At 49.4% G+C, this 22,953-nt stretch carries 17 protein-coding genes; 2 read left to right on the forward strand and 15 right to left on the reverse strand.

Features of this window, described 5'->3' with window-relative positions:
* Positions 1 to 366 precede the first annotated feature (366 nt).
* The 11 genes from QEH53_RS21510 to QEH53_RS21560 form a co-directional block, all read right to left on the reverse strand.
* Positions 367 to 1,455 (reverse strand): glycosyltransferase family A protein, encoded by a 1,089-nt coding sequence (locus QEH53_RS21510; RefSeq protein WP_309025290.1) that lies wholly within the window; start codon positions 1,453 to 1,455, stop codon positions 367 to 369.
* A 589-nt stretch (positions 1,456 to 2,044) separates the two neighbouring features.
* A complete protein-coding gene (locus QEH53_RS21515) occupies positions 2,045 to 4,153 on the reverse strand; it encodes a hypothetical protein (protein WP_309025291.1) in 2,109 nt (702 codons plus the stop codon).
* Between the two features lie 44 nt (positions 4,154 to 4,197).
* The gene (locus QEH53_RS21520; RefSeq protein ID WP_309025292.1) at positions 4,198 to 4,419 is read right to left on the reverse strand and encodes a DapH/DapD/GlmU-related protein; all 222 of its coding nucleotides are present in this window, start codon (positions 4,417 to 4,419) and stop codon (positions 4,198 to 4,200) included.
* A gap of 308 nt (positions 4,420 to 4,727) precedes the next feature.
* Complete coding sequence (locus QEH53_RS21525; protein WP_309025293.1) at positions 4,728 to 5,630, reverse strand: glycosyltransferase family 2 protein; 903 nt, start codon at positions 5,628 to 5,630, stop codon at positions 4,728 to 4,730.
* Between the two features lie 28 nt (positions 5,631 to 5,658).
* Positions 5,659 to 6,723 (reverse strand): glycosyltransferase, encoded by a 1,065-nt coding sequence (locus tag QEH53_RS21530; protein ID WP_309025294.1) that lies wholly within the window; start codon positions 6,721 to 6,723, stop codon positions 5,659 to 5,661.
* Entirely contained in the window at positions 6,720 to 7,160 is a 441-nt protein-coding gene (locus tag QEH53_RS21535; RefSeq protein WP_309025295.1) for an acyltransferase, read from the reverse strand. Before QEH53_RS21535 ends, QEH53_RS21530 begins: the two co-directional genes overlap by 4 nt.
* Before the next feature lie 230 nt (positions 7,161 to 7,390).
* Positions 7,391 to 8,668: a hypothetical protein gene (locus QEH53_RS21540; RefSeq protein WP_309025296.1), complete on the reverse strand. Its 1,278-nt coding sequence runs from the start codon at positions 8,666 to 8,668 to the stop codon at positions 7,391 to 7,393.
* 5 nt (positions 8,669 to 8,673) lie between these two features.
* Positions 8,674 to 9,927 carry an oligosaccharide flippase family protein gene (locus QEH53_RS21545; RefSeq protein WP_309025297.1) on the reverse strand — a complete coding sequence of 418 codons (1,254 nt, stop codon included), beginning with the start codon at positions 9,925 to 9,927 and terminating at the stop codon, positions 8,674 to 8,676.
* Positions 9,928 to 9,958: 31 nt separating this feature from the next.
* The gene (locus QEH53_RS21550; protein ID WP_309025298.1) at positions 9,959 to 11,170 is read right to left on the reverse strand and encodes a glycosyltransferase family 4 protein; all 1,212 of its coding nucleotides are present in this window, start codon (positions 11,168 to 11,170) and stop codon (positions 9,959 to 9,961) included.
* 7 nt (positions 11,171 to 11,177) lie between these two features.
* A complete protein-coding gene (locus QEH53_RS21555; protein WP_309025299.1) occupies positions 11,178 to 12,056 on the reverse strand; it encodes a sulfotransferase domain-containing protein in 879 nt (292 codons plus the stop codon).
* Between the two features lie 16 nt (positions 12,057 to 12,072).
* Positions 12,073 to 13,482, reverse strand: a complete 1,410-nt coding sequence (locus tag QEH53_RS21560) for a sugar transferase (RefSeq protein ID WP_309025300.1) — start codon at positions 13,480 to 13,482, stop codon at positions 12,073 to 12,075.
* Positions 13,483 to 14,944: 1,462 nt separating this feature from the next.
* Between QEH53_RS21560 and QEH53_RS21565 the strand changes: the two genes are divergently transcribed.
* Together QEH53_RS21565 and QEH53_RS21570 are read left to right on the forward strand one after the other, a co-directional pair.
* Complete coding sequence (locus tag QEH53_RS21565; protein WP_309025301.1) at positions 14,945 to 15,193, forward strand: hypothetical protein; 249 nt, start codon at positions 14,945 to 14,947, stop codon at positions 15,191 to 15,193.
* 12 nt (positions 15,194 to 15,205) lie between these two features.
* Positions 15,206 to 15,625 (forward strand): TA system VapC family ribonuclease toxin, encoded by a 420-nt coding sequence (locus QEH53_RS21570; RefSeq protein WP_309025302.1) that lies wholly within the window; start codon positions 15,206 to 15,208, stop codon positions 15,623 to 15,625.
* A gap of 352 nt (positions 15,626 to 15,977) precedes the next feature.
* Here QEH53_RS21570 and QEH53_RS21575 read toward each other — a convergent pair whose 3' ends face one another.
* From QEH53_RS21575 to QEH53_RS21590, 4 genes are all read right to left on the reverse strand, one after another.
* Entirely contained in the window at positions 15,978 to 16,913 is a 936-nt protein-coding gene (locus tag QEH53_RS21575) for a glycosyltransferase (protein WP_309025303.1), read from the reverse strand.
* A gap of 6 nt (positions 16,914 to 16,919) precedes the next feature.
* On the reverse strand, positions 16,920 to 18,050 hold the full coding sequence (locus QEH53_RS21580) for a glycosyltransferase (protein ID WP_309025304.1): 1,131 nt from the start codon (positions 18,048 to 18,050) through the stop codon (positions 16,920 to 16,922).
* A 184-nt stretch (positions 18,051 to 18,234) separates the two neighbouring features.
* Entirely contained in the window at positions 18,235 to 21,627 is a 3,393-nt protein-coding gene (locus QEH53_RS21585) for a malectin domain-containing carbohydrate-binding protein (RefSeq protein WP_309025305.1), read from the reverse strand.
* Positions 21,624 to 22,847 (reverse strand): hypothetical protein, encoded by a 1,224-nt coding sequence (locus QEH53_RS21590; protein WP_309025306.1) that lies wholly within the window; start codon positions 22,845 to 22,847, stop codon positions 21,624 to 21,626. Before QEH53_RS21590 ends, QEH53_RS21585 begins: the two co-directional genes overlap by 4 nt.
* Positions 22,848 to 22,953 lie beyond the last annotated feature (106 nt).

A 22,953-nucleotide genomic window follows, 5' to 3' on the forward strand; every position in this document is an offset into this window, starting at 1 on the left:
CTTTGCCTTCGTTATAGCGAAGGTCCTTCATCGGCCTGATTTTTCGCGCCTTTTGGTGGCAATTATCTCCGGACGGTCTGATCAGGTTGTGCTGTGCTTTTAGCCACGAAGAGGCGCAAAAAGATCCTGCACTGTGGGGCTCGCTATAACTTCGCCTTCTTTGCACTCGTTATAGCGAAGGTCCTTCATCGGTTAGTTCTTGGGTTCTTGTGGTCATGTCGCTGCGCTCGGTAGCGCCTTTTGGTGGCTATCAACTCGGTGGTGGCCATCAACTCCATGACTTAGCATCCAATCTCCCTCTCCTTTCACTACACCCAACTAACCGCTCTACACCACCCGTTGCTCAGGGCGGCTCTTGTCGGCCACTCACTCGCGCTGCTTGTCCAGCTCCTGCACCCGCTGCCAGCGACGTTCCTCAATCCACAGAAACACGGCGCTCAAAGTCTTCGACGCCTTCTCCTGGAAGCTCGACTTGGCCCCGGGTTCGAACTCGGTACGACCTGACTGGTTCATAGGCAGCCTCGCCTCCTCCTCCTTCATAAGCAGGAACTTGAAACTTCCCACAAACGCCCGGTACGGCAAAACCGAAAAAAGCCGCATCCAGTCCTTGGATACGGTCAGGCCGATCAGAGTCATGATCTCCTTAAACCCACCGGTCTGGGTGCTGGCATGCAGCAAGTAAGCGTAGAAATTTGCAGCCGCCCAGCGACGCACCCGGCGCGAGACTTCCGGATAATCCGCCGCCTTCTCCTCGAACAGCGTTTGGTAAGAAAGGCACATGCCTCGATAATTCTTGGACATGGCCCCGCGGTACTTGCGGTAGCCGAGCAAGTGGTCCGCAACCACCCCGACCTTCCAGCGACGGGCGATGCGCAAGCAGATGTCCCAGTCCTCGCAGCCTTGCCCGCCTCGCTGTTGCTCGCGGGTGCGGTAGCCGCCGACTTCCCTCACGCAGGACATGCGAAACAGGGGCGTGCTGGCATTGTTGGTATAGTTCCGATAGAACAGCGAAAGGAAGCGATATCCAGCGATGTCGATGTTTGGCAAGGCAGTCCGAAACGTCCCGTCGTAGCGCATGGAGCGGGTCCAGCAGTAGACCAGGCCCGTGTCGCTCTCCTCGCCACCCATCGCTGCCAACTGCCGTTCCAGCTTGTCCGGAAACCAGCGATCGTCCGCGTCCAAGGGGGCAAAGTACTGCCCGCGAGCCGAGGCGATGCCGCGGTTGCGGGCCGCCCCTACGCCTGCATTGGGTCCGCTGATGACAGACACCCGCGAATCCTTCTCCGCATAGAGCTCGGCGATTTCCTTGGTCCGGTCCGTCGAGCCATCGTCGACCACGATCACCTCCAGGTGGCGGTGCGTCTGACTAATTGCCGACTCGATCGCCTCAACGAGAAACATCTCGGCGTTGTAGGCCGGTATGACTACCGAAACGAGAGGGGCACTTCTTTCCATATCAGAGACAACTGGGCGTTAAATCCGCACTACAGGATTCCCCTTAAAGCCCCTACTGCAATGCATTTCGGGAAATTTGTGCAGCAGCCACAACATTCGTTAGATCTAATAGCGACAGTAAGCAAAACCTAAACACTTGTTTGGTAAAATGTGACAGTTCAAATAATTATATCAGTAAACTAGAACAAACTCAGCAACTCACAAGCCTTGTGCATAGATACAATAAAACACGCCTTTACCACATTCCGGAGAAACCAATCGTTAGTAAACGTCGTCGCTTATTGACAGGTAGTGTATCCGCTATCATTCCATCTCTATTCTCTGTGTCTATACGAAAAAATCAAGATACAGTAGATAACGCTGTAGGCTCCTTTCGCAACAGCTCAAAGCAACTCCCGGCGACACCAAATGGGGCGCCTTATCGGGTAGCTAGAGAACGTATTTTAATAATCCGACGTTCAACCTCTTCTGAAACCCTGGTGTTCGTAAATTGGCTAAACCTTGAACCGATGTAGCTTGTGAAACCTACTGTAGGAAGAACTCTGGGATCGCAAAAGCAACTAAGAAAGAACGAGCAATATTTATTTTCCTACAAATCTAGAACAACCCTTGTCGTACCCGTAAACAGATATAAAGGAACCCAGCCAACTTCTACTTCCACATACCCATTCTCTGAATAAACAATCTTTTCTTTACCGAAAGCGTCGATAACCTTTACTGAACCTGTATTCTCCTCGGTCCGCAATTGCAATGTGTGTGGCTTTACCCTATCCGCAAGCCAAACTACGACCACTGCCCTTTCAGGTCCTTCTCTAGTAAACGCATACGCTCGTACCGAATCTCCCAAATTAACTTTTGATAAAAACTTTGTTCCCCTTAACGCACGTAGCAGCACATAATAGCTGGCAAAGGATGGTTTGGGACTATTTTCGACCGTGATAAGGCCGTATGATCCTGACTCGACAATATCCATATCGCTATAATCCTGCAAAGTAAACCAAATCAGGTATTCATCTGTCATATTTGACATAGAATACACAAATTTCTGAATCAATGCGACAGCTTGATTTAAGGCAGACGCCCCAGCCCCGAAAGAGATCTCACCAGTCTCTGTATTCGCGGTTCGCCTGCCTTCACGCCCTAACAGATCTAAAACCTTTTTGTAATCTCGTTGATAAGACGCAAGACCTCCATGGCTATGGTATCCAAACAAATCAACCGAACTTACTTTCGCTACCTCGGGTCCGAAAGACCTGTCGATATACGGACTGGGACCCGACAACCCTCCAGATACAACCCTCAAATAAGAGCTATTTGATTTAATGCCTGTGGCGAAGACTGAGAGCATCTTTGAGTATTCCTTTTCCGTACCCACAAAATAATTCTCGGAGTTCGGCTCGTTCCAGAACTCAACATACCTAACATTAGTTTTATTTGAGAGCAAACGGCCAACTAAACCTGAATGCTCGCTGAATCCTTTCCAATCATCTGGAACAGTTCTGGCAGAGCTCCGAAACTGCGTCCAACCAGGCACACGGTGCGTATACAGAACCGACACTTCCAACCCTAGATCACCATATTCATCAATAACTTTAAAAAATCGCTCACCTCTCGTTCGTCCACGAGAAGGTTGCAGCTGTTCGCCCGTAATAAAAACCTTAACAACATCTAGCTCCAGTACCTCGATAAAGCGATTGTGCAGTATTGTCTCCTCCCTAGATTGCCACATAACTAAGTCTTGAATGCCAAACTTAAAGTCCCCCCCATCACTTCCAGTACCAAAATCATCATTTAACCGAACAGCATAGTCATCCAACGATATCGAATCCCCATCTCCTGAAAATTTCAGTGTCATAAAATATGCGCCATAAACGCAATCATCATAGGTAAATAACAGGTCTGCATTTTCATATGGCTCAACAATAATTCTCCTCCCTTCCTCTGCCAAGTATTCATTATCAATGCTCCCAAAACGACTCTCAACATCAATAACCAATGGATAACCCCTGTTATTTGTTATTCTATAGTTCAACTCAATATCACTTCCGTAAAGACGCTCAATAGAATCACCTCGACTTAATACCGAAACAGAGAACCCCTGATCCGCAATTCCAACCCCCCTTAAGTTATCTATATAAAATGTGCCATCCTCACCACTCACATACACTCTCAATTCTTGTATAAAAGCATTTTCCAAATTTTCTCCACTATTAACACCCAAAACATCAAAGCTTAGCGTTCTCCACCCCTCCCCAACAACCTCCTCACGATCTAATACATATACGCCACCATTAGCTGTTTTTAGCACAACTTCGAAAGCAAGATTTTGATCACATGGATCAATATCAACTAACACTTCACTTAACCCCTTCATTCTAATCCCACTAACCAAAGCTCTGGTAAAACTGAGACAGTGCTCCCCTTTCTCATCAAAAGAAAAATAGACAACCCCTGAAGACAAACCACTCCTAATATTCTGCTTGCTGCAACCCAGATAGAAATCGTTCGCAAACCAAGCACCATGATCTGCACCGGAAACTAGCCGGGATCTCCAAGTGCTATTATCCTCAAATCCATCAAAAAGGACTAAATCAGATGCAGCATAAGCACCTGTTCCGAGTGTAGCAACAAGCGTCAGGATAAAGCACCTTAGCAAAGCCGCAATTAAAACCGAACCTAACCGAACCTTCAGAAACATGACGTCTTAGTGGACAAACGTTAAAACCCTTAAATTCTAAACTCTCAATTTAGCGGGGTAGCTGGCACTCCACCAACGCGAGCAAACGCTGGAACATCCTTTGTAACCACAGCTCCTGCAGCCACGATAGCACCTCGCCCGATTCGAACGCCGGGCAATAAAATAGCACCTGCACCAATCCAAACATCATCTTCTACAACAATAGGCGAACCTTTGTCTACGATACGCCCATCCTCGCTGGGCAAATGATTCATGGTTTCGAACATGACCCTGGGACCAACCTTAACATTGCTACCAATCGATACACAGGCCAGGGCAACACCGAATCGTACTTCTGAATTAATAAAAACCCCTTACCGATCCGAACATTGCCGGCACCACAAAATGGAGTAATTGTAACCGGTCCAAGACAACCACACGCACCCTTGAAGCGGATTCCTGCGATACTATACAACCTCCATCTAATCCTATTCACAAAAGGCAAGCCTGGCAAAAAGTTCACGCCCCATAAAACTAACCCTCCGAAACAACCATACAAACTTTTCATACACATTAACAACTAGTCTACCAATACCTACTGCCAATAAGCCGCACTGCCACTGAGTCGCCTACAGAGCCAAGGAGGCAAATGTTTACCAAATAGAAACCCAACCCTAAAACCTGCCCATTTCACGCAGCATACCCAAATGGCAACAGGGATTTTGAGGAAGTTATCTTCGCGAACAGCAGATATCAGTCCACGCACAAATAGAATTCCTCTAGACTCTGCGGGGCCAACGAGCGAAGAAACCCACTGGTAATCCCTCCTCATGAACCCGTTGTCAAAATTTCTCTTAAATTCCTCAATTGAACGAAAGGGGTGCGAATGAACAACAGAAACGCTAGAAGAATACTTAATCTTCCCCCCAAATTTTAGAATCATCGCGGTAACAACGTAGTCTTCATTAGATAGAACCTTCGGAAACCCTCCGACAGAATCCAAAGCAGCCTGCGAATAAGCCGCGAAACTGTTAGAGCAGAAGAATGTATGAACTCCATATTCTCCAATGTCTTCAATTGATCGGATCTGATCATCATCCCCATAACTGAACTGCCTAGGAAAACGCTCAAAAACCCCTGAACATCTTCTTGGAAGCTGCCTACCATAAACAATATCACACTCTCCAGAAAGCAAAGGTTCAACTAACTTTTCAATCGAAGAATCGTTGGAAAGAATTGCGTCCTGTGTTAAGTAAACACAAACCCTAGACTCGTAACATCTACGGGCAAATTCACGAGTCAGCCCATGGTTAAATACGTCAGGAATCAGCTTACAATCAACCTGCCGACCTTTTACAATATCGACAGTTGCATCTGAAGACCTTGAATCCACTACAAGAATATCTTCACTTGAACAAACCCTCAATAAGGCATCTAGACAAAATGAAATAGTGCTTTCAGCGTTATAAGTTGGTATAATAACCACGTAATCCCTCATAATCAGTCAAATTCGTAATAACACCCGCCTACAAACCTCTAAATAGAGCAACCCATTTCTCTCTCGCTTTTTGGATTCCCAATTCTAAAGCTCTAGAATCTCCGCAATCAATAACATTTTCTAATTCAGATCTAAATCGACCAAGAAAAGCCTGCTCTATAAAATCAGCTACCTTACTAGGAGAGCTTGGGTCGAAGTAAAGAGCCCCATCCCCGCATGTTTCTCTCGCGATCCGATAATCAGCACTCAGAACAGGAACCCCTAGAGCCATAGCCTCTATTGGCGGCAAGCCGAAACCCTCCGCACTCGAGAAATGAAGGAGAAAACTAGCTTGGGTATAGCAATCCAAGAGTTCCTCCTCACTAGCATAATCAAAACCTAAGGAGACTTCGCTATCTTCCAATAAATCATATCCTGAAAACCCACGCCAAAGAGTCTTATCCACAGATACAACCGTTAACTTCACGTTTAAACCACGGTCTTTTCGTAGTATTTTCAATGTAGCAAGAGCAAAATCCAAGCGCTTATGAAGATAACGCGCCCCCACAACCAACAACCTCCCGAACGCCAATTTTTCATCTAGTCTAGACCTCGGCATTATTAGATAGTCATCCACTCTTTTGCTAACCGATGGTATCACAAATATTTTTCGAGAATCGCACCAGGCATAGTGTCGCAACAACTTCCGTTTAACATCGTCAGAAATAACCACTATCTTCACACAGTTTTTAAGAACAATCGGTAACACATATCTGAAATACAGGGTCTGCATCTTATGCTGCTTTGGATTCTCTAAACTAATAAAATCATGAACCACCACAACCTGCTTTATAAACGGTAGCAAGAATCCATGATGAGAAAGAATCACAACTGTTTTTCTCAAAAAAAATAGAGCCGATACCTGAAGAAGCATAAACCTCAAGACAAAACGAATAGTACCGTTTCTACATCCGTTTATATTTTTTAATATTATATGCAGGGTATCATCTGTCTCAACGTCAAACATCGAAAACACTCCTCCAGAGGCCACTCCCATTCCAGTAGGAGTAGTACTAACAAGAGGGTCCAGCAATTTGACACCTTCAGCGATCATACTAAATTTCTCCTCTTCACAACACGTGCGGGGATACCAACTGCAATCGCTCCACATGGAATACTCTTATTAACTACAGCACCAGCTCCAATTACAACATTGTCACCAACCTCCACACCGTCGAGAATCTTAACACCATTCCCTATCCAACACTCACTCCCAATCACAATCCCACGACTAGGTACGGTTTTTTGCGCAATATCTTCAACCGCATCGATATCATGCGATTGTGCTGAAAGTTGAAGATTCGCACCAATGGCAGTATTTGAACCGATCTCCACCCGACCATGAAAACCAATAACAGCGTAAGGCCCTATATAAACATTACTATGAATTACCAATGAGTCACCCGGATCTGACAAATAGGACGTACCCTGTATCCAGCAGAAATCACCGAGAGTGACCCGATCACCTAAAAGTACTCCATTCGTACTCAAACAATTAAGCTTACTATATCTACCGATACTCACATTCGCACCCATCTTTAGCTTCGATGGATACCAAATTTCCACTCCCTTATTTATAAATACCGAACCAGCACAAGACCGAGAATGGAAAAGGCGAAAAGCCAATCCCCTTAACAAACTCCCCCTTAATTTGTAGTAAGCGTGCGTAAGCGACATGCTTAAATTATCGCTTCTCATCGAAGGAGGTAAACGCTTGTGTATTATTCGTTCCAACATATCGGTTTTGAGGCATAAAGACCAACAACAAAAAACAAGAATATCGAAGAAGGGAAAAAAATTGACTCCCGTGCAATTCCCTCGGCAGAAATTGCCGAAACAACACACACAACTACCAACAACCCAGAACTATCCGATTGGACCTGACTAACTCTAAATGGTACCCCAACCATCAAAAAGATATAGAACAAAACACCAACAAATCCAAAATAAACCCACATCCAGAGAAGTTGATTATCAACAAACTCTACTGCAAAGCTATCCGCCGAAATAAGCCCCACCAAAAGATCACCGAAAATAAACTTTGAAGTGTCGCCAACAAGGTTCTCCCAATACCTGTCCCAAATCCTTTCGCGCATGTCCGCACTTTGCAGGTCACCGAACGCACTCCCACCAAAAATCTGTTCACTTGTAAATTCCAACACGCCCCCGAAGCCGAAAACACTAAATACGAACGAGAACAAGACCATCGCGATAGGAACAGTAATAATCCACTTCTTGAAAAGACCAGATACCAACCAAACCAACACAGCTAACATCAATGCCAAACATCCAAAAAGTGACGATCGACCTCCGGAAACCGCAATTGAGACAATAAAGTAAGACACTAAAGCCGCGAGACAAAGCAGTATTGCCGGTTTCCTGAACAAACAACCTAAATGAACGGCCACACAACATCCCAAAAGCAACACGTTACAATATGTGAATACGTCACGCTGAAATCCTTTAACCCTTATCAAACCAGGCTCAAACATGACGTTTTCCTTATTTAGCTGATTACCAGCCAGCGTGAGATTATCACCTTGGCTAGCTATGAAATACTCACCACTAATTCTTTCGAACAACCCAACCCCCGCCTCCGCCACACAACAGAGCAAAAACACACTCAATACGAAACACAACCAAACCTTGGAGCGGCTGCAACCCAAAAGCCCGAACGTCAATGCCCAAAACCAGTAAAAAACCCACTTTATAACAACCAAAGATCCAATTTCTACTACAATAAAGACATTGTAAAATAAACAAACTAAACCAATATAAATCATCCCTAAAACAACAAAGAATAGAAAAATATACGAATGGCCGACACTCATTTTAAAAAAATGAAACACATTCATTAGGAGAACACACAAAACAAAGGCTTCCCTCAGATAAACCCCTCCTCCTAACAGGGAATGCAGGTAGCCACTCGGCCAAACCAACAACCAGACCAAAATATTCAACACGCACAGAGTCAGTTCAAGCGGTTTTATTGTATCCAAAACCCTCACGCCGTCTCACCCTTTTGTAACTTGAACCACACGGTCAAAATATTAATATTAAGCCTTCTCCAAACACAAAAAGAATTATATACATTCTGCACTACGACACCAGCAGCTGTAGCTAAGGCGAACCCCATAACATCAGTCTTAAAGAATGCTATTAACGTGAACAAAACGACAGTACCCGCTGCAGCGAAAGCACCTCGCATAGCGTCAACTTCATGACCTGTCATTATGAGTAAATACCCAACAGGTCCAGCCAGAGCACAGACAAACTGCCCCAGCAGCAATACCCTCAACAGCCCAGACCCAAACCCAAAACCATCACCATAGAGATTCATTAACCCCACAGAAAACAGGTAGAGAAACAAGAAAAGCGGAATAGATCCAAAGATCATCACCCTTACGGACCATCTCACGATGCATATCAAATCGCCCTCGCGCCCACCTTTCCTGAATGATTCTGCAAAGCGAGGACCGACCACTGAATTGACTGCAATCAGAACGAAATTCACTAGCATGGAGGTTCTTCCCGCGGCGGCGAACCAAGCCATTTCTTCCGCATCAACAACAACGCCTGCTATCACTTGTGAAAACCATTGAACAAGAGCTCCCGCAATTACAACCAGCCACAAGGGAAAAAAACTCCTCGCAAATTGCCGCCAACCAACTCCCTTTCCAATCCCGCAAAAGAAAACACTCCGGAGCAACCACACCCCTATCAACAAGCTAACCAAGCATGCTAGTGAATATGCATAAGCAGATGCCTGAACGCTTGAAATACCAGCCACCATTATAAAAACACAGAAAAGCAACACCCCAACAATCTTAAGAACCAACACTGACGCGACAACACGAGCGGCCCCTTGCAAGTAACTCGACACCACAACAAGAAGAGGTGACAAGACAAACGCAGGGGTAAAGGCTCTGAGATGAGCCCCTCCATTCCCTTCGACGCCACGAAGCGGAATAGCAAAATAGTATATAACCGCGACAAGCGAACCACTCACAAAAACCAAAAGTAAAGCCTTTCGTAAAACTGAGATACCTGCAGATCTCTGCTCCCCTGCGAACCGAACCACAGACACTTCAGTGCCCATGCTTGCCACCGAAGCCCCCAAAGCAACAAGCGAAAAGCCCCAAAAGAAAACGCCAGCATCGTCCACTCCAAGGTTCCGAGTCACAACAACCCCCATAGTAAACGCCAAGAAAGCGCCTAAAACGCGTATTACAAAGGATGAAAAAACGGAGGAAAGCATAACTGTGTAATCGACGAGTCGTCCTGAATAGCTAGCCTACCGCATTCAGAAACTCATTTTCATACGAGTCTAGCATACGCTTTCTAGTGAAGTAAGAGGCTCTTTCTTTGGCCTTGAGTGCAACCTGTTGCACAATAGGTAAATTGCTTTCGCAATACTCTAGCAGCGAGATGAGCGAACCAAGTTCGCTTGGCTCGAAAAGCCACCCCGCTTCTCCGATCAACTCAGGTAGGCCACCTCGATCAGACGCTATAATAGGGCACCCCCAAGCCATCCCCTCTACAGCTGCCAATGGTGCCGTATCATGCCACTCAGATGGGATGACCAATACATCCACCTCACGGAGAAAACCGGCGGAGTTAACAAAACCCAACCACTTAATGTTTGAAGCACCTTCTGTTCTTTTCTTAAGGCTCTCGACATAGGAGAGATCACCTTTCCCCGCTATAAGTAGAGAAGAGTAACGCAAATCCGAGCCCAGAAAGCTTTCAATAAGATTATCAATCCCCTTTCTCGGATGTATACCTCCCAAGAAACCAAAGCGAATACCACTTCCCGATTCGACCTCTTTACCACAATCCAAAGAAGGCCTCTCGTAGGAGTTATAGATAGTCACCGATCGCTTGTTTCTAACTCCAGACAAAAAAAGCCGATGCCTATCTACGATAAAATCGCTAACACCAATGTAAGTATCGACCTTATTCAAGTGAAGCGATTTTAGCCTAGACGAACAAAAGCAAGCTGAACAACGTCGAGAGCAATTCGACCCATATTTTTGCATAGCACCGTTCACACAAAGCAAGTATTGATCATGAAAAGTATGCACCAACGGTATGCCCAATAATTTTACGGCACTCCATATTGAAACAGAGAAGCCCGCTAACGTGTGCGTATTAACTACCTGCGGCTGAAATTCCTTCAGAATATCTAAAAAAGCTCTTTTCATCCAACTATTGTACGAGTCAAAGACATGCCATAGCACCTTATCAAGTTTGCTAATCTTCTCATCATTAAATGGATTATACATATTTAGCACAGGTAATCCCACAATTTCTACACCATTCAAAACCCTCCTAATCTTTGACTCGCCGAAACATGTAGTTACAACACATACCCTAATCCCACGATCAACTAACCCTTCGGCAAGTCCCTGAACAACTCGCTCCGCTCCACCCAAAAACACCGGATCATAAACTGAGCTAACCAAAAGGACGCTCTTCAAAACTGGATCTTTTTTATTCATGAATACATTAATATTTACCTTCCCAGCCTGACAAATCCTTGCCTGACACTTCAGATAAAAGCTCAAGATCTTCTCTAAAATGAAGAGTCAATTTTTGCCTCAAAGAAGGTGGAAAAACCGTCCGCCTTTCCCTTGAGGATATCCTAGCCAAACCATTCAGTATTCCCAATCCCTTGGAAAACCCAATCCTTCTTTTTGTATCAGCTACAACCCTGACACCAATACTAATCCAGCTAGGAACAGACCGAGCCCTATTAGCAACTTCAAAGTCAGGAACATAAGATGGGGTTAGCTCCAAGAAACCTAACAATTGACACCAAAGGGCGTTAGGATCTTTTTTCATTTCATCAAGAGTATAAACAAACAATCGATCCTCGTGCACGTGCTCTTTGAGAGACCTTAATTGAGCACCCAATCTAGCAACCTCCCCATACAATAGATTGGAAGAATCAGGGCAGAACCGAGGAATTTCATGTCCTGCCAATCGACACCCTTGGAGGTTCCACGCAGTCTCAAAATCACGAACATTTTCACAACCTTCAACCAACAACTCACCATGCCATGAATATGCCAAATCAACCGGGTTTCTCAATCCTACGATAAACTTCGCCGTAGGAGAGTATTCAACAATGTGTTTTACCGCTACCTTTGATCGTAAATACGCAGTAGAGGCATCACACACTATATCATGACGCTCGTCAGCATTATCAAAATAACTTTCGTAGCGATTAATGTCACTGGACCAACCTTTTTTACGATCGAAGTCCCAGTATTCAGGTTCTTTCGGATCGGAAATAAAAACGGAACTGTGACCAGCTAACCAATTAGCCAATGAGGTAGTCCCGCACTTTGGCGCTCCCACGATAAATAGGTTTGGTTTCTTCACAAACAATGAGCTAGGCCTAACAAGCCCCCTTGTAATTAAAGAACGTCTTAAATTTGATCGTGAGGTCCATCCAGACGTTCCAGTTTTCGATGTATTGCAGGTCGTGACGGATGCGCTCGGCGATGCTGGTATCTCCGCGGAGACCGTTGACTTGGGCCCAGCCAGTCATACCGGGCTTTACGCTGTGGCGGCTTTGATAGTAAGGGATCTCTTTTATAAAGTCGGTGATGAGCTCGGGACGTTCGGGACGGGGGCCGACCAAGCTCATCTCGCCTTTGAGCACGTTCCAGAATTGCGGAACCTCGTCGAGGTTCCACTTGCGCATGAAACTGCCAATCTGGAGGCGGCGTGGATCGTCTTGGGTGCTCCAGCCGACTTTGCCAGAGGCTTCGGCATCGAGCTTCATGGAACGCAGCTTGAGCACTTTGAACTCCCTACCCCCTTGGCCGACGCGGACCTGGCGGTAGATAACGGGCCCAGGCGACTCTCTCTTAATAAGGGGAATCAGGATGGCAAAAACAGGCAAAGACAGCATAAGTCCAATGGAAGCACCAACGATATCGACCGCCCGCTTGATCAAGCGGTTGAGGGCGCGGTTTTGCGGTAGCTCCGCGAGCGACATGACGGGCATGCCGCCCATGTTATGGATCTGCAGACAGCTAGAGAACACCTCGAAGCTGCTGGGGATGGCCTTGAACTCGACGAAGTTCTGTTCGCAGAGTTTGGCGATGCGTACGACCTCAGCGCTAGGCAGGCAGGTATTAGCTACGGCAAGGCTATCGAAGGTGCCCTCTTTCATGAGCGCTTCCAACTGGTCCAAGCGACCGAGCTGATCTTCTTCTAACGAATCGGCACCGGTGGAAATGAAGCCCTGGAAGCGATGGAGATCGCAGCGCCCTTCTTTCACGCGACCGGCGAACTGCTGAGCCTCCGATCCGGTACCCACTACTACCAGGTGGCGGTAGCAGTTCTCGAATAAGCCACTCTCGTGCAAGACCGCGTGCATGGCGAAGCGCCAGAGCGGCAGCAGGATAATAAAGGACACCGCTGAACAGATCATGAAGAAGCGGGAAATCGGTGGATCGAAGCCGAGCATCAAGGAGAGGCCGACCACAGAGAATGACCAGAGGGCCGTGACCTTGACCACCGACGTTAGGGTGCGAGCTCGCGAGAGCATGACGCTCCAGCGAAAGAGGTGCTGATTGTGTGAAATCAGGGTGTAGAGGAGAAGCCCGAGGCAGAAGTGGTTCCAGTAAGCGATGAGCGGCGGAAAACTCTCGGTAGGACGGAATTCGGAGAAGTATTCGAAGCGCACAGCGTGCCCGACCAGCATAGCGGCGAGGACGAAGAGCAGGTCGCCCGCAAAGACGATCGCGGTGAATCGGGTGCGGGACTTTTCAAATAAAGACTGTTTTGAGCGGATCATGAGGAGGAAAGGACATAGAAGATTTTGGATTTCTTGGGATTCGAGAAAGAGCTCCGAGAGTGGCGGAGCCCTGAAACAGGAAAGGACGTTAGCGGCGATCAGCATGAGGAGGGCCAAGGTTTTCTCAGCGCATCCGATTTTTTTGCAAAAGGGACGGTACAGCAGTGCGAGAAACACTCAGCGCAACTAACGTGGAATAGAGGAAATGTGAATGAACATGAGTAGAAGCACGGAGCCCCACTCGTAATTACGCCAAGGTTTAAGGTAAGGGAGAGGGCCCGAAGCAAGCTCCAATCGCAGCCGTTTCGCCAAAGGCGCAGAGTTCGGGGATTCCCCCAATTTGAGCCGCCACTCTCGCGCCTAGGGGTACCATCTAAGGATCAACCAAAGCATCTCTGATAGTAATGACCCATTAACTTTATTCATAGGTCAGAGAGCTTAGCTTAAAATCGATCAAGCCACGCCGCTGCGATCAATTTTGACCGCTGTGAATTATTTTTCACCGAGCGACGCAGCCGAGCAGTCCAAATCAGGCCGATGAAGGACACTCGCCATAACGAAGGCAGGGATTTCCAAGGCGAAGTTATAGCGAGCCCCACAATGTAGGATCCTATTGTTTCGTCGCGAGACTCCTCAAGTGTCGTCGCCCTGCTCCTCGGTAGTGCCTCTTCGTGGCTAAAAAACAGCACAACCTGATCCGACCGTCCGGAGATAATGGCCACCAAAAGGCGCAAAAAATCTAACCAATGAAGGACCTTCGCTATAACGAAGGCGGGGATTTCTTAAGCGAAGTTATAACGGAGCTCCCAATGCAGGATCCTATTCGTGCCTTCTTGTGGCTAGAAAACAGCACAACCGGATCCGGCCGTCCGAATTGTTGGCCACTAAAAGGCGCAAAAAAATCTAACCGATGGAGGACCTTCGCTATAACGAAGGCGGGGATTTCTTAAGCGAAGTTATAACGGAGCCCCGCAGTGCAGGATCTTTTGTTTCGTCGCGAGACTCCTCAAGTGTCGTCGCCCCGCTCCTCGGTAGTGATTTTTCGTGCCTTCTTGTGGCTAGAAAACAGCACAACCGGATCCGGCCGTCCGGAGTTAATGGCCACAAAAAGGCGCTAAGAACTAACCGACGGAGGACCTTCGCTATAACGAAGGCGGGGTTATCTTAAGCGAAGTTATAACGGAGCTCCCCAATGCAGGATTTATTGCGCCTTCTTGTGGCTAAAAAACAGCCCAACCGAATCCAGCCGACCGAGATCAATGGCCACCAAAAGGCGCAAAAAAATCAGGCCGATGGAGGACCTTCGCTATAACGAAGGCAGGATCAAACCACATAACCTAATCATGACCTGCCGGCGAAGCCGATGTCGACACTTCGTCCCTCGGTGAACGGTCAAAAATAACACGACCCGATCAGCGACTCTTGCCTCGACTCTTTCCCATATTCGCATATTTATGCTTTTATGCGAACTACCATTGACTTGCCAGACGAACTCGTGCGCAGGGCGAAGTCCCTTGCCGCTCGTAAGGGACTCACCCTGAAAACCCTATTCACCCGGGCCTTACAGAAGGAGACGTCCGAACTGGAAGGCACGCCACTGCCCACGGAAACAAGAGTCGCCTTTCCCTTGATCGTTTCTCGGAGAAGCGAAAAGCGAGCCATCACCAACGAAGTGATCGAAGAACATCTCACGCTCGACGAACTAAAATAAGAACCGCCCCCAATGTACCTTCCCGACGTAAACATCTGGCTTGCTGCAAGTTGGAGCGCTCATCAACACCACTCACAAGCAGCGGACTGGATAAACCGTCAACGCTCTGACCTCTACTTTTGCCGCATCACCCAGATGGCCTTCTTAAGACTGATAAGCCATCCATCACTATTGGGAGAAGATGCTCTCAAACGCCACGAGGCCTGGAACACCTACCACGCCTTGCTTTCGGATCACAGAATTCACTTCAAGGAAGAACCGGAAGGACTGAGCGCTTACTTCGAAGCTTTCAGCAGTCAGCGGGACAATGCGAACAAGCTCTGGACCGACGACTACCTAGCCGCCTTCGCCAAGGCAGCCCAATTAAAATTGGCCACCTTCGACAAAGCAGCAGTCCAGCGATACGCCAAGACAGCGACTCTGGTTCGCTGAGTTGAAATGGGTGGTACACAGCCGAACCTCAAAAGCCAAACAACACAGCGTCATCAGACGCGCTCCCCCAGCCCAACCTGATCCGGCCGTCCAAATTGATGGCCACCAAAAGGCACGAAAAATCTAACCGATGAAGGACCTTCGCTATAACGAGTGCAAAGAAGGCGAAGTTATAGCGAGCCCCACAATGCAGGATCCTTTTCGCGCCTTCTTGTGGCTAAAAGCCAGCCCAACCTGATCCGACCATCCGAATTGTTGGCCACTAAAAGGCGCTAAAAATCTAACCGATGAAGGACACTCGCTATAACGAAGGCGGGGGTCTTGAAGAACCGGTAGACGAGGATGAAAACAACTAGTAGCCCATTTTCCTCAGGCGGCTGATAAAAGCGGACTCGGAATACTCGCTCTCGAAGCGAGCAAGGGCGGCTCTGGAATAGGACTCGTAGCGAGCGTGTATCTCTCGCACAGCTGATACTCCCGCCTCGACCGCGCCCTCTGGTATGGCCTTCCCCGGAGGCTCGCTGCAATTGATCATGTGGTCGATTTCATTGACGTCGCTGATGACGACGGGAAGCCCTTTCGACATGGCTTCGGCAACGACCAGTGGCTGCGTTTCATTACGGTACTGGCTCGGGAATATAAAGATGCCGCCTCCTGAGAGGGCTTCGAACTTGGCGTCCTCATATAAAGGACCTCGGTAGTCGAGCCCTTCAAGCTGGGAAGTGTCTACATCGCCCTTCGGTCCGATGACGCAAAAGCTCCACTCCGGATCTGAGGCGCAAAGCTGGCGATATATATCCAAGGCAACTAGGAAGCCCTTGCCTTTTTCAATCCGACTCATCCAGACCAATCGCTTGACTGGAGGTGCGGGCGACGCTTCTGGCGCGACCCTGATATAGTTGCTCAACAGGTGCCCCCAAGGAACAAAGCGCTTTTGAAAGGGCGAAATCAAAACGAAGTCGACACGGCCTAACGTTCTTATCCACCCAAGGTACTTGCCGTAGAATCGGATCGATCGATTATGGAAATACAGGCGCACCCGCTTTCTCAGTAGAATCGCGTTCCAGAATATCAGGACTGACTCCATGAGGTTCGCCTTCACCGACTCGCCCGCAAACAACCAAATATCATCGGAGTCGGCGAAGAGATTGGTCATACGAAATTTCCAGTCGATAGCGACGTCCTTCCCGAGGCCTTCGAGACATTGCTTCAGCGCTTCACGGGCGAAGTTTTCGCCATGCTGCACGCTCGGCTTGTCACCCAATAGTATAATCTTACGAGAGGCCATTTGCGTTTAAAGAACGACGTCTCCCACCCTCAAGAGCTCTACTTCGGCATGAATCGAGGGCTTGCCACTGAACACCCTTGAGAACTCCTCAGCCATCGCCTCATAGCTGTAGTTGGCCTTTACCTTCTCAACCATCCCGGAGCGTCTCGCGTCCCAGTGCTCGGGGCGTTGCAAGAGGCTTTCAACCGCCCGCGAGAAGTCCACTTGATCGTCGGACTTAAAAAAGACGCAGTTCTCATCTTCCTCGCAGACTTCGATCTCTGGGGCATGCGGTTCTTCCCGAGCAATCACCACCGGCACTCCATAGGCGAGCGACTGAATGGCGCTCAACCCGATGTATCCAGGCGAGGCCGTAAAGACCGCCCGGTCGTGCATTTGGGCCAGAAGCGAGCTGTCGAAGACGGGGCCATGGAAAATGACCTGATCCGTCACCTCGCAGCTAACGGCGAGCGACTTCAAGCGCTCTAGCTCAGGCCCTCCGCCCGCGATCTCGAGACGCGTTAACGAGCCCTTCTTCAAAAGGGGCACGATACTCCGAATCAGCAGGTCAACCTTTTTGTCCTCGATGAGCCGTCCAACGTAGAGGGCATTCGTTCGCTCACTTCTGCCCAAGCGAGCCTGATGCCTGCTGACGCACGAGTTCATCGGAACCCAGACAGGTTCGCGGTAGCCTTCTCGCCTCAACGTAGTCGCGTCACGCGCGGTGTAGCACACCATCCCGCGAGCCAAGCTGAGCAGGTAGCGCCTGATCGCTACCAAGACGGCTCCTCGCTCCCCTCGACCCTCGACATGTCCCCAGAAGAGGATTCTTACGCCCGACACCCTGGCCATGAAAACGGCGACCCAAGTGCTCAGAATCCTGGGATTCAACTCGAAAATAACGACTTTCGCTGTGAAGAGCTCCGAACGAAATAATCGCTGCAGCAGGAAACGCCGTCCCAAGAGAAAAACATTGGAAACCTCCCGATACCATTTTTCGGAATTACACTCTGTCTTGAGAGCTTCCGTAAAATACTCGCTTCCCGCAAAAACCCGAAAACCGCCCTTCTCCAGTTTCGATACTTCGGCAAAGACAGGAACTCGATATTTCGGAACGCACGTCTGTACGATACAACTACAATTACGCTGGCTAGCCATTCAATTAGTGCCCCATAAAATCCAAACCTTCGCCAAGGCAAGCCTCTGAACGCTTCCGGCAGGATAACCCAGAGCCTCTACCGATCGGCAGGAATGTCGCCTTCGGAGAAAGCTTCGGAATCAATTTTGACGACGGAAATCTGAACTCTGTAAACGTGGGTTTGCAGTAAACCATATCAGGCTATTAACGTCGCTTTACGGTTAGGCCCAAAGGCCTGCCTGGACTTTTTCCTGGCTTGGCCTCGGACTGAAGCACTTCGATAGCGTTTAGCTTGGGATTGTCTATTTCCCTCAGCAGCGCAATCGATAAACTCCCGTCGGCCAACGTTCCCGACACCTCAACCTGATGGACCATCGAAAGTCCAACGCTGGCAAATATGTCGATTTCGGAGGCGACCGTCTCATCCTCGACAGCCACACCGAAAACTCTGCCTCCTACGCGAGCGACGGAGCCATTCACCTCGGTGAAGTAGAGGCGAACCACAAAGTCGCCATTGTCGAGCGGCAGATCGTACTCGATCTCATTTCCGCTGGACGGCTCCCAGCGTTCGCTCCGGAACAAGAAGTCATCTTCTGTATCCAGAACATCCACACCTGCGCTATGGATATTTCCGCCGGCCAATCCGGCATCGCTCTGCCAAAGATTCCCTTCCGAATCCACAAAGTCATCCCCTCCGACATTGAGGCGAAGCACAGTGACGAGGCCATTCCAAGAGGTGGTCTTGGCGAGCAAATCGCTGCGAACGGATTCTACTCCTTCCGCGTCAACAGCAGCGATCTCGTATCGGTATTCAGTATCTGATGACAGGTTCTCATCCGTAAACGTTTCGTCGTTCACAGTGCCAAGCAACCACCCGTCACGCCAAACACGATACTGCACGGCACCATCTTGCGAGGGAGCCCAGGAAAGAGTGACCGCGCTAGGAGTTGCTTCGGAAAGGACCACGCTTTTCGGCGCGCTCGGCTGAGCGATAACGACTTCGCCCTCTTCGGCTTCCAGCGAGTACCCAAGCGTGGAAGAGTCGAAATAGAGCTCCAAGGCTCGAATAGTAATTCCTTTGTTTTCGGCCTGGTCCACAAAGCGAACCCGCGTCCTCTGGTCGAGGCCAATGCGAATCGTTTCTCCGCCTTGCGAAGTGAAGACAATCCCGTCGCACGCGACCATGCCGCCACCCAGCGATGACGCGTTCTCGTAGTCGACGCTAAGTCCAGATTTGAGCAGGATCGGCAGGCTCTCGACCACGTCTCCCCCCATCTCAGCGGGACTCCGCCCCAACTCGATGGACACGGACAAGGCGCTGTCGCTCAAGACCATGCTCTTCAATACCTCAACGCCTCCGAGATCAGTCAACAAGCGCGCTCGCTGCTCGCCCGGCGAATAGACGCTTTCGCCCGACCAGTATTCAGTCCATTCAAGCCCGCCTCCTGACTGCAACCATTTCGTGGCATTGCTCGTGATCAGGTTCCAGTTTCGAGCGAGAACCAAGGCTCCATAGCCTTTTGTCGCAAAAAGGGAGACGCCTTGGGTCGGCTGCCAGCCACCTTTCTCGGCCGCAGCGTTGCCAGCGACCCAGGTCCCATTGACCTCCGACCAACCGGGTTGCTTCCAGTCGCTCGAGTACGATGTGCTAGCCCATCTCGGCGAGGTGTTTCCTAAATAGAGAAGGCTCTTGTAGGCGCCATTGTTCATGCCCACGAACTCGTCGTCGTAAGAGAATGGGGTGGCTGAGACAGGTTCGACATAAGTCAGGCCCTGGTCGGGCTCTCTGAATATGTATTCATTCCAGTACGACATCCACGGCATCAAGATATAGTCGTGGGCCCAAGCCTCATTCTGCGAGTACCAGGATGAGCTATAGCTCTGGGCCAACAGCTGCTCGAGCGACTTATTGGAAGCCACGCTTCCAGCATCTCGGCTCAAGGACGGGACTTCATTCGCTAACAGACTCCCCGCAGGTTTCCATTGCCGGGCTGCCCAAGAGTCGTTGGTACGGTGAGAAAAGTTGGTAGCTCCCACGTATCCGAGGTCTGGATCGTCGACCACGGTGCGGGAGAAGAAGCGGGATATCTTCCTGATGCCCTGCAAAATCACTGGATCCTCGGAAATTTCATAACAAAGGGACAAGATCGCTAGCGACATCCCTTGGTAGGAAGCGTCCGCTCCGAACCGTTCTTGTAGGTATCCCACTTTATAGAAACGGTTCAGGTCTTCACTGAACATACCTTCCGCAAACAGAGCCGCTATATCACCATAATGGCCTTCCGAGCTATTGGCGTTTAAGCAATGCAGATAGAGCAGGATGTGGTTGGTCTGGTTTTCCGTGGAAACGCGGTTCAAGCAGAAGCGGTCGACAAACAAGGCCAAGCCGGACTTCCAAAGTTCCTGCAGTTCTGAGTCCATGCCGCTTTCCGCGCAAAGGTAATAAGCGATATAGCAATCGAGAAGCTGCAGGATATCCGAACCCGAATGCGTATTCCAACCCTCCGACAGGGTTCCATTCTCCCCGAACTCTAGGACGCGCCTAAATTGGTTAACGAGAAGCCGCTTCAACACAGCCTGGTTCTTGAAGTAAGGGTTGAACGGGGCGTCGACCGAATAGAGCACGGCCAGGGCTGCATAAGACTCCTCGCTCCCGTAATGGGAGCTGCTCTTTTCTAGGTCCTGCGATTGAAAGTAGTAGTCGGCATGGGTGAACGGGCCCGCATTGCCCAGAAGGCTTGCGCTTCCAGATCGCGAAGCCCAATGAGCTTCCAGGAGCGACAAATCGACGGTATTGACCTCGAAGTCCGAAGCCTGCCAGCCTTGCATCTTGTTCCATATCCTCGCCTGAACGGCATGAGGGAAGGTCCTGCCATCCCATGCACGAAAGCGGGAATCGCCGATGGCTGAGGCGGTGGCCGCATCTGAACACAAGATCCCGGGAATACCTGAAAAGCCAACTCCACCCGAGGCGTTGCAAACCATCCTGTATACCCCAGACGATAGCGTTTGCTTGTAGGTGCTGCCTTTGGAAATGGTCGCCACCTGACTGCCATTAGAATTCCGATACAAGGCAACGTTGGAGCCGGACCGATTGTACAACTCGAAATTCCCCGTACCCTCTGGAACCACGAAATAGGACTCGCCTAGCCCACCCCCGTCAGGAGTCAGTAGGTCGCGACTCGCAGCAACTCCATATCGGACTCCGCTATCCACTAAAAGCTCGCAGGAGGTATTGCTTCCTTTCGACTGAGTCACCCGCACTTGATACACGCCGCTAGGCCTGCTGCCAAAATCCAACGCAACGTCGACTTGCGAGCGCTGCTCGTTTCTCAGGTCGACAAATGATCCTTGGACCAACGACTCGTCTGAGGCGTAAGCTCTTACCCATGCTGCTTTCGGATTCGACACACCGTCGTAAACGGCAGCTGACGCATCCGCGTGGTGGATACGGACCACCGCATCGAGGTTCCCTCCGCTATGAACGATGTAGAAGGTCGTGCCTTCGGGCCGGTAACGCAGGCCCTCCACCGCTCCGATAGCCGAAAAGCAAGCAATAGATAGACAAAAGAAAAATGTTGGGAGAATACGAATCATGATATATCATCTCTTTCAAAAGGGCTTCTCAGCGCCACAGCCAAAAAGAAGCCAGCAGGGAACCACATCCCTCTGTTAAACTCCAAGCTCAGATTAAACTGTCCGTTGATGAACGAGAACGCAAAGAGAGCCAAAAATAGCAACATGACAGAGTTCGTCTTGTTGCGTTTCTTCAGGGGAAGAAATACGGAAAACGCGAAGAGGGCGTAGAGCGCCAGCCCGAGAAGGATGCCGAAGATCCCCCAGCGGACGACAAACTCCAAAAATATATTATGCGGGTAGTCGTTGGAATATCCCCAGTAACCAAAGGGAAAAAGATTCTCGATATCAGAAAAATATACCCGATTGAGCAAATACCGCTCCGATATCGAATTATCGAACTGGTTGTCGATGGCTCCCTCGAACCGTTCGAATACATAGAGCACTCGCTCCTCCACGTAGGCCCATTTCCCGGCTAGATAGAAGGACGAAATCAGAACCCCCACAAGGGCTGCTGCAAGGACCCCTGCAAGATCCTTGTTCCGAATTTGCCCGTTCCATATCGCGTAAGCGAAAACGAGCAGTATCCCCGCGAGGGATGAGAGGAGTCCTCCTCGGGACCCAGACACGAAAAGCACGAAGAGGCAGCCAGTCATAGCGATGATGGATGCAATACGTGCCAAAAGGGAGCGATTGGCGATCGCGAGGTAAGCCGCCACCACCCCACCGAGCCCGAAAGAGTAGGACAAGCCGACGGAGTGCATGTTCTCGCTCCCGGTGAACCGCCCGCCCTGGGAAATATCGAAGCCTCGCAGTCCCACGACGGAGACAGCGACCGCCGCGAAACAGAGGTAGCCGGCGCACTGTAAGATCGGCCGGCTGAAAACCTTGCCCTCGAAGAGCTGTACAGAAAGCCCGGAAAGGAAAATAAGGTAGCACATGACACGAAAAACGAGGATGCGCCCATCGAAGACATTGTGCCCTTGCACAAAAGAGAGCCCCTCGATCAAGGCAAAGCCGGCCAGGCATACCCATACCGTAACGGAGCGCAGGCTCTGGGGAAGGTTGACCAGCAATGGCACCATCACCCCGAGGAATCCAAGCCCCAGCATGGCCATGCGCACCCTGTAGCCAAACAGCAGCTCGAAACCGACCGATAAGGTCATGGTAACAAAACCGAGAAGGAACACTCCCTCCCAATGCTTCAACTCTACCTGATTATTGGATACCTCGTCGCTCATCGATCATTGCTTTTTTCTCACACCTTTATTGGAATTCTCGTTTTTGCCTCTGCCCTCCGGCGCTGAGACTAACTACATCGCTTACAGGTCGTGCCACTTTAGAGAA

The organism is Pelagicoccus sp. SDUM812002 (genome assembly GCF_031127835.1).
GTDB lineage: Bacteria > Verrucomicrobiota > Verrucomicrobiia > Opitutales > Opitutaceae > Pelagicoccus.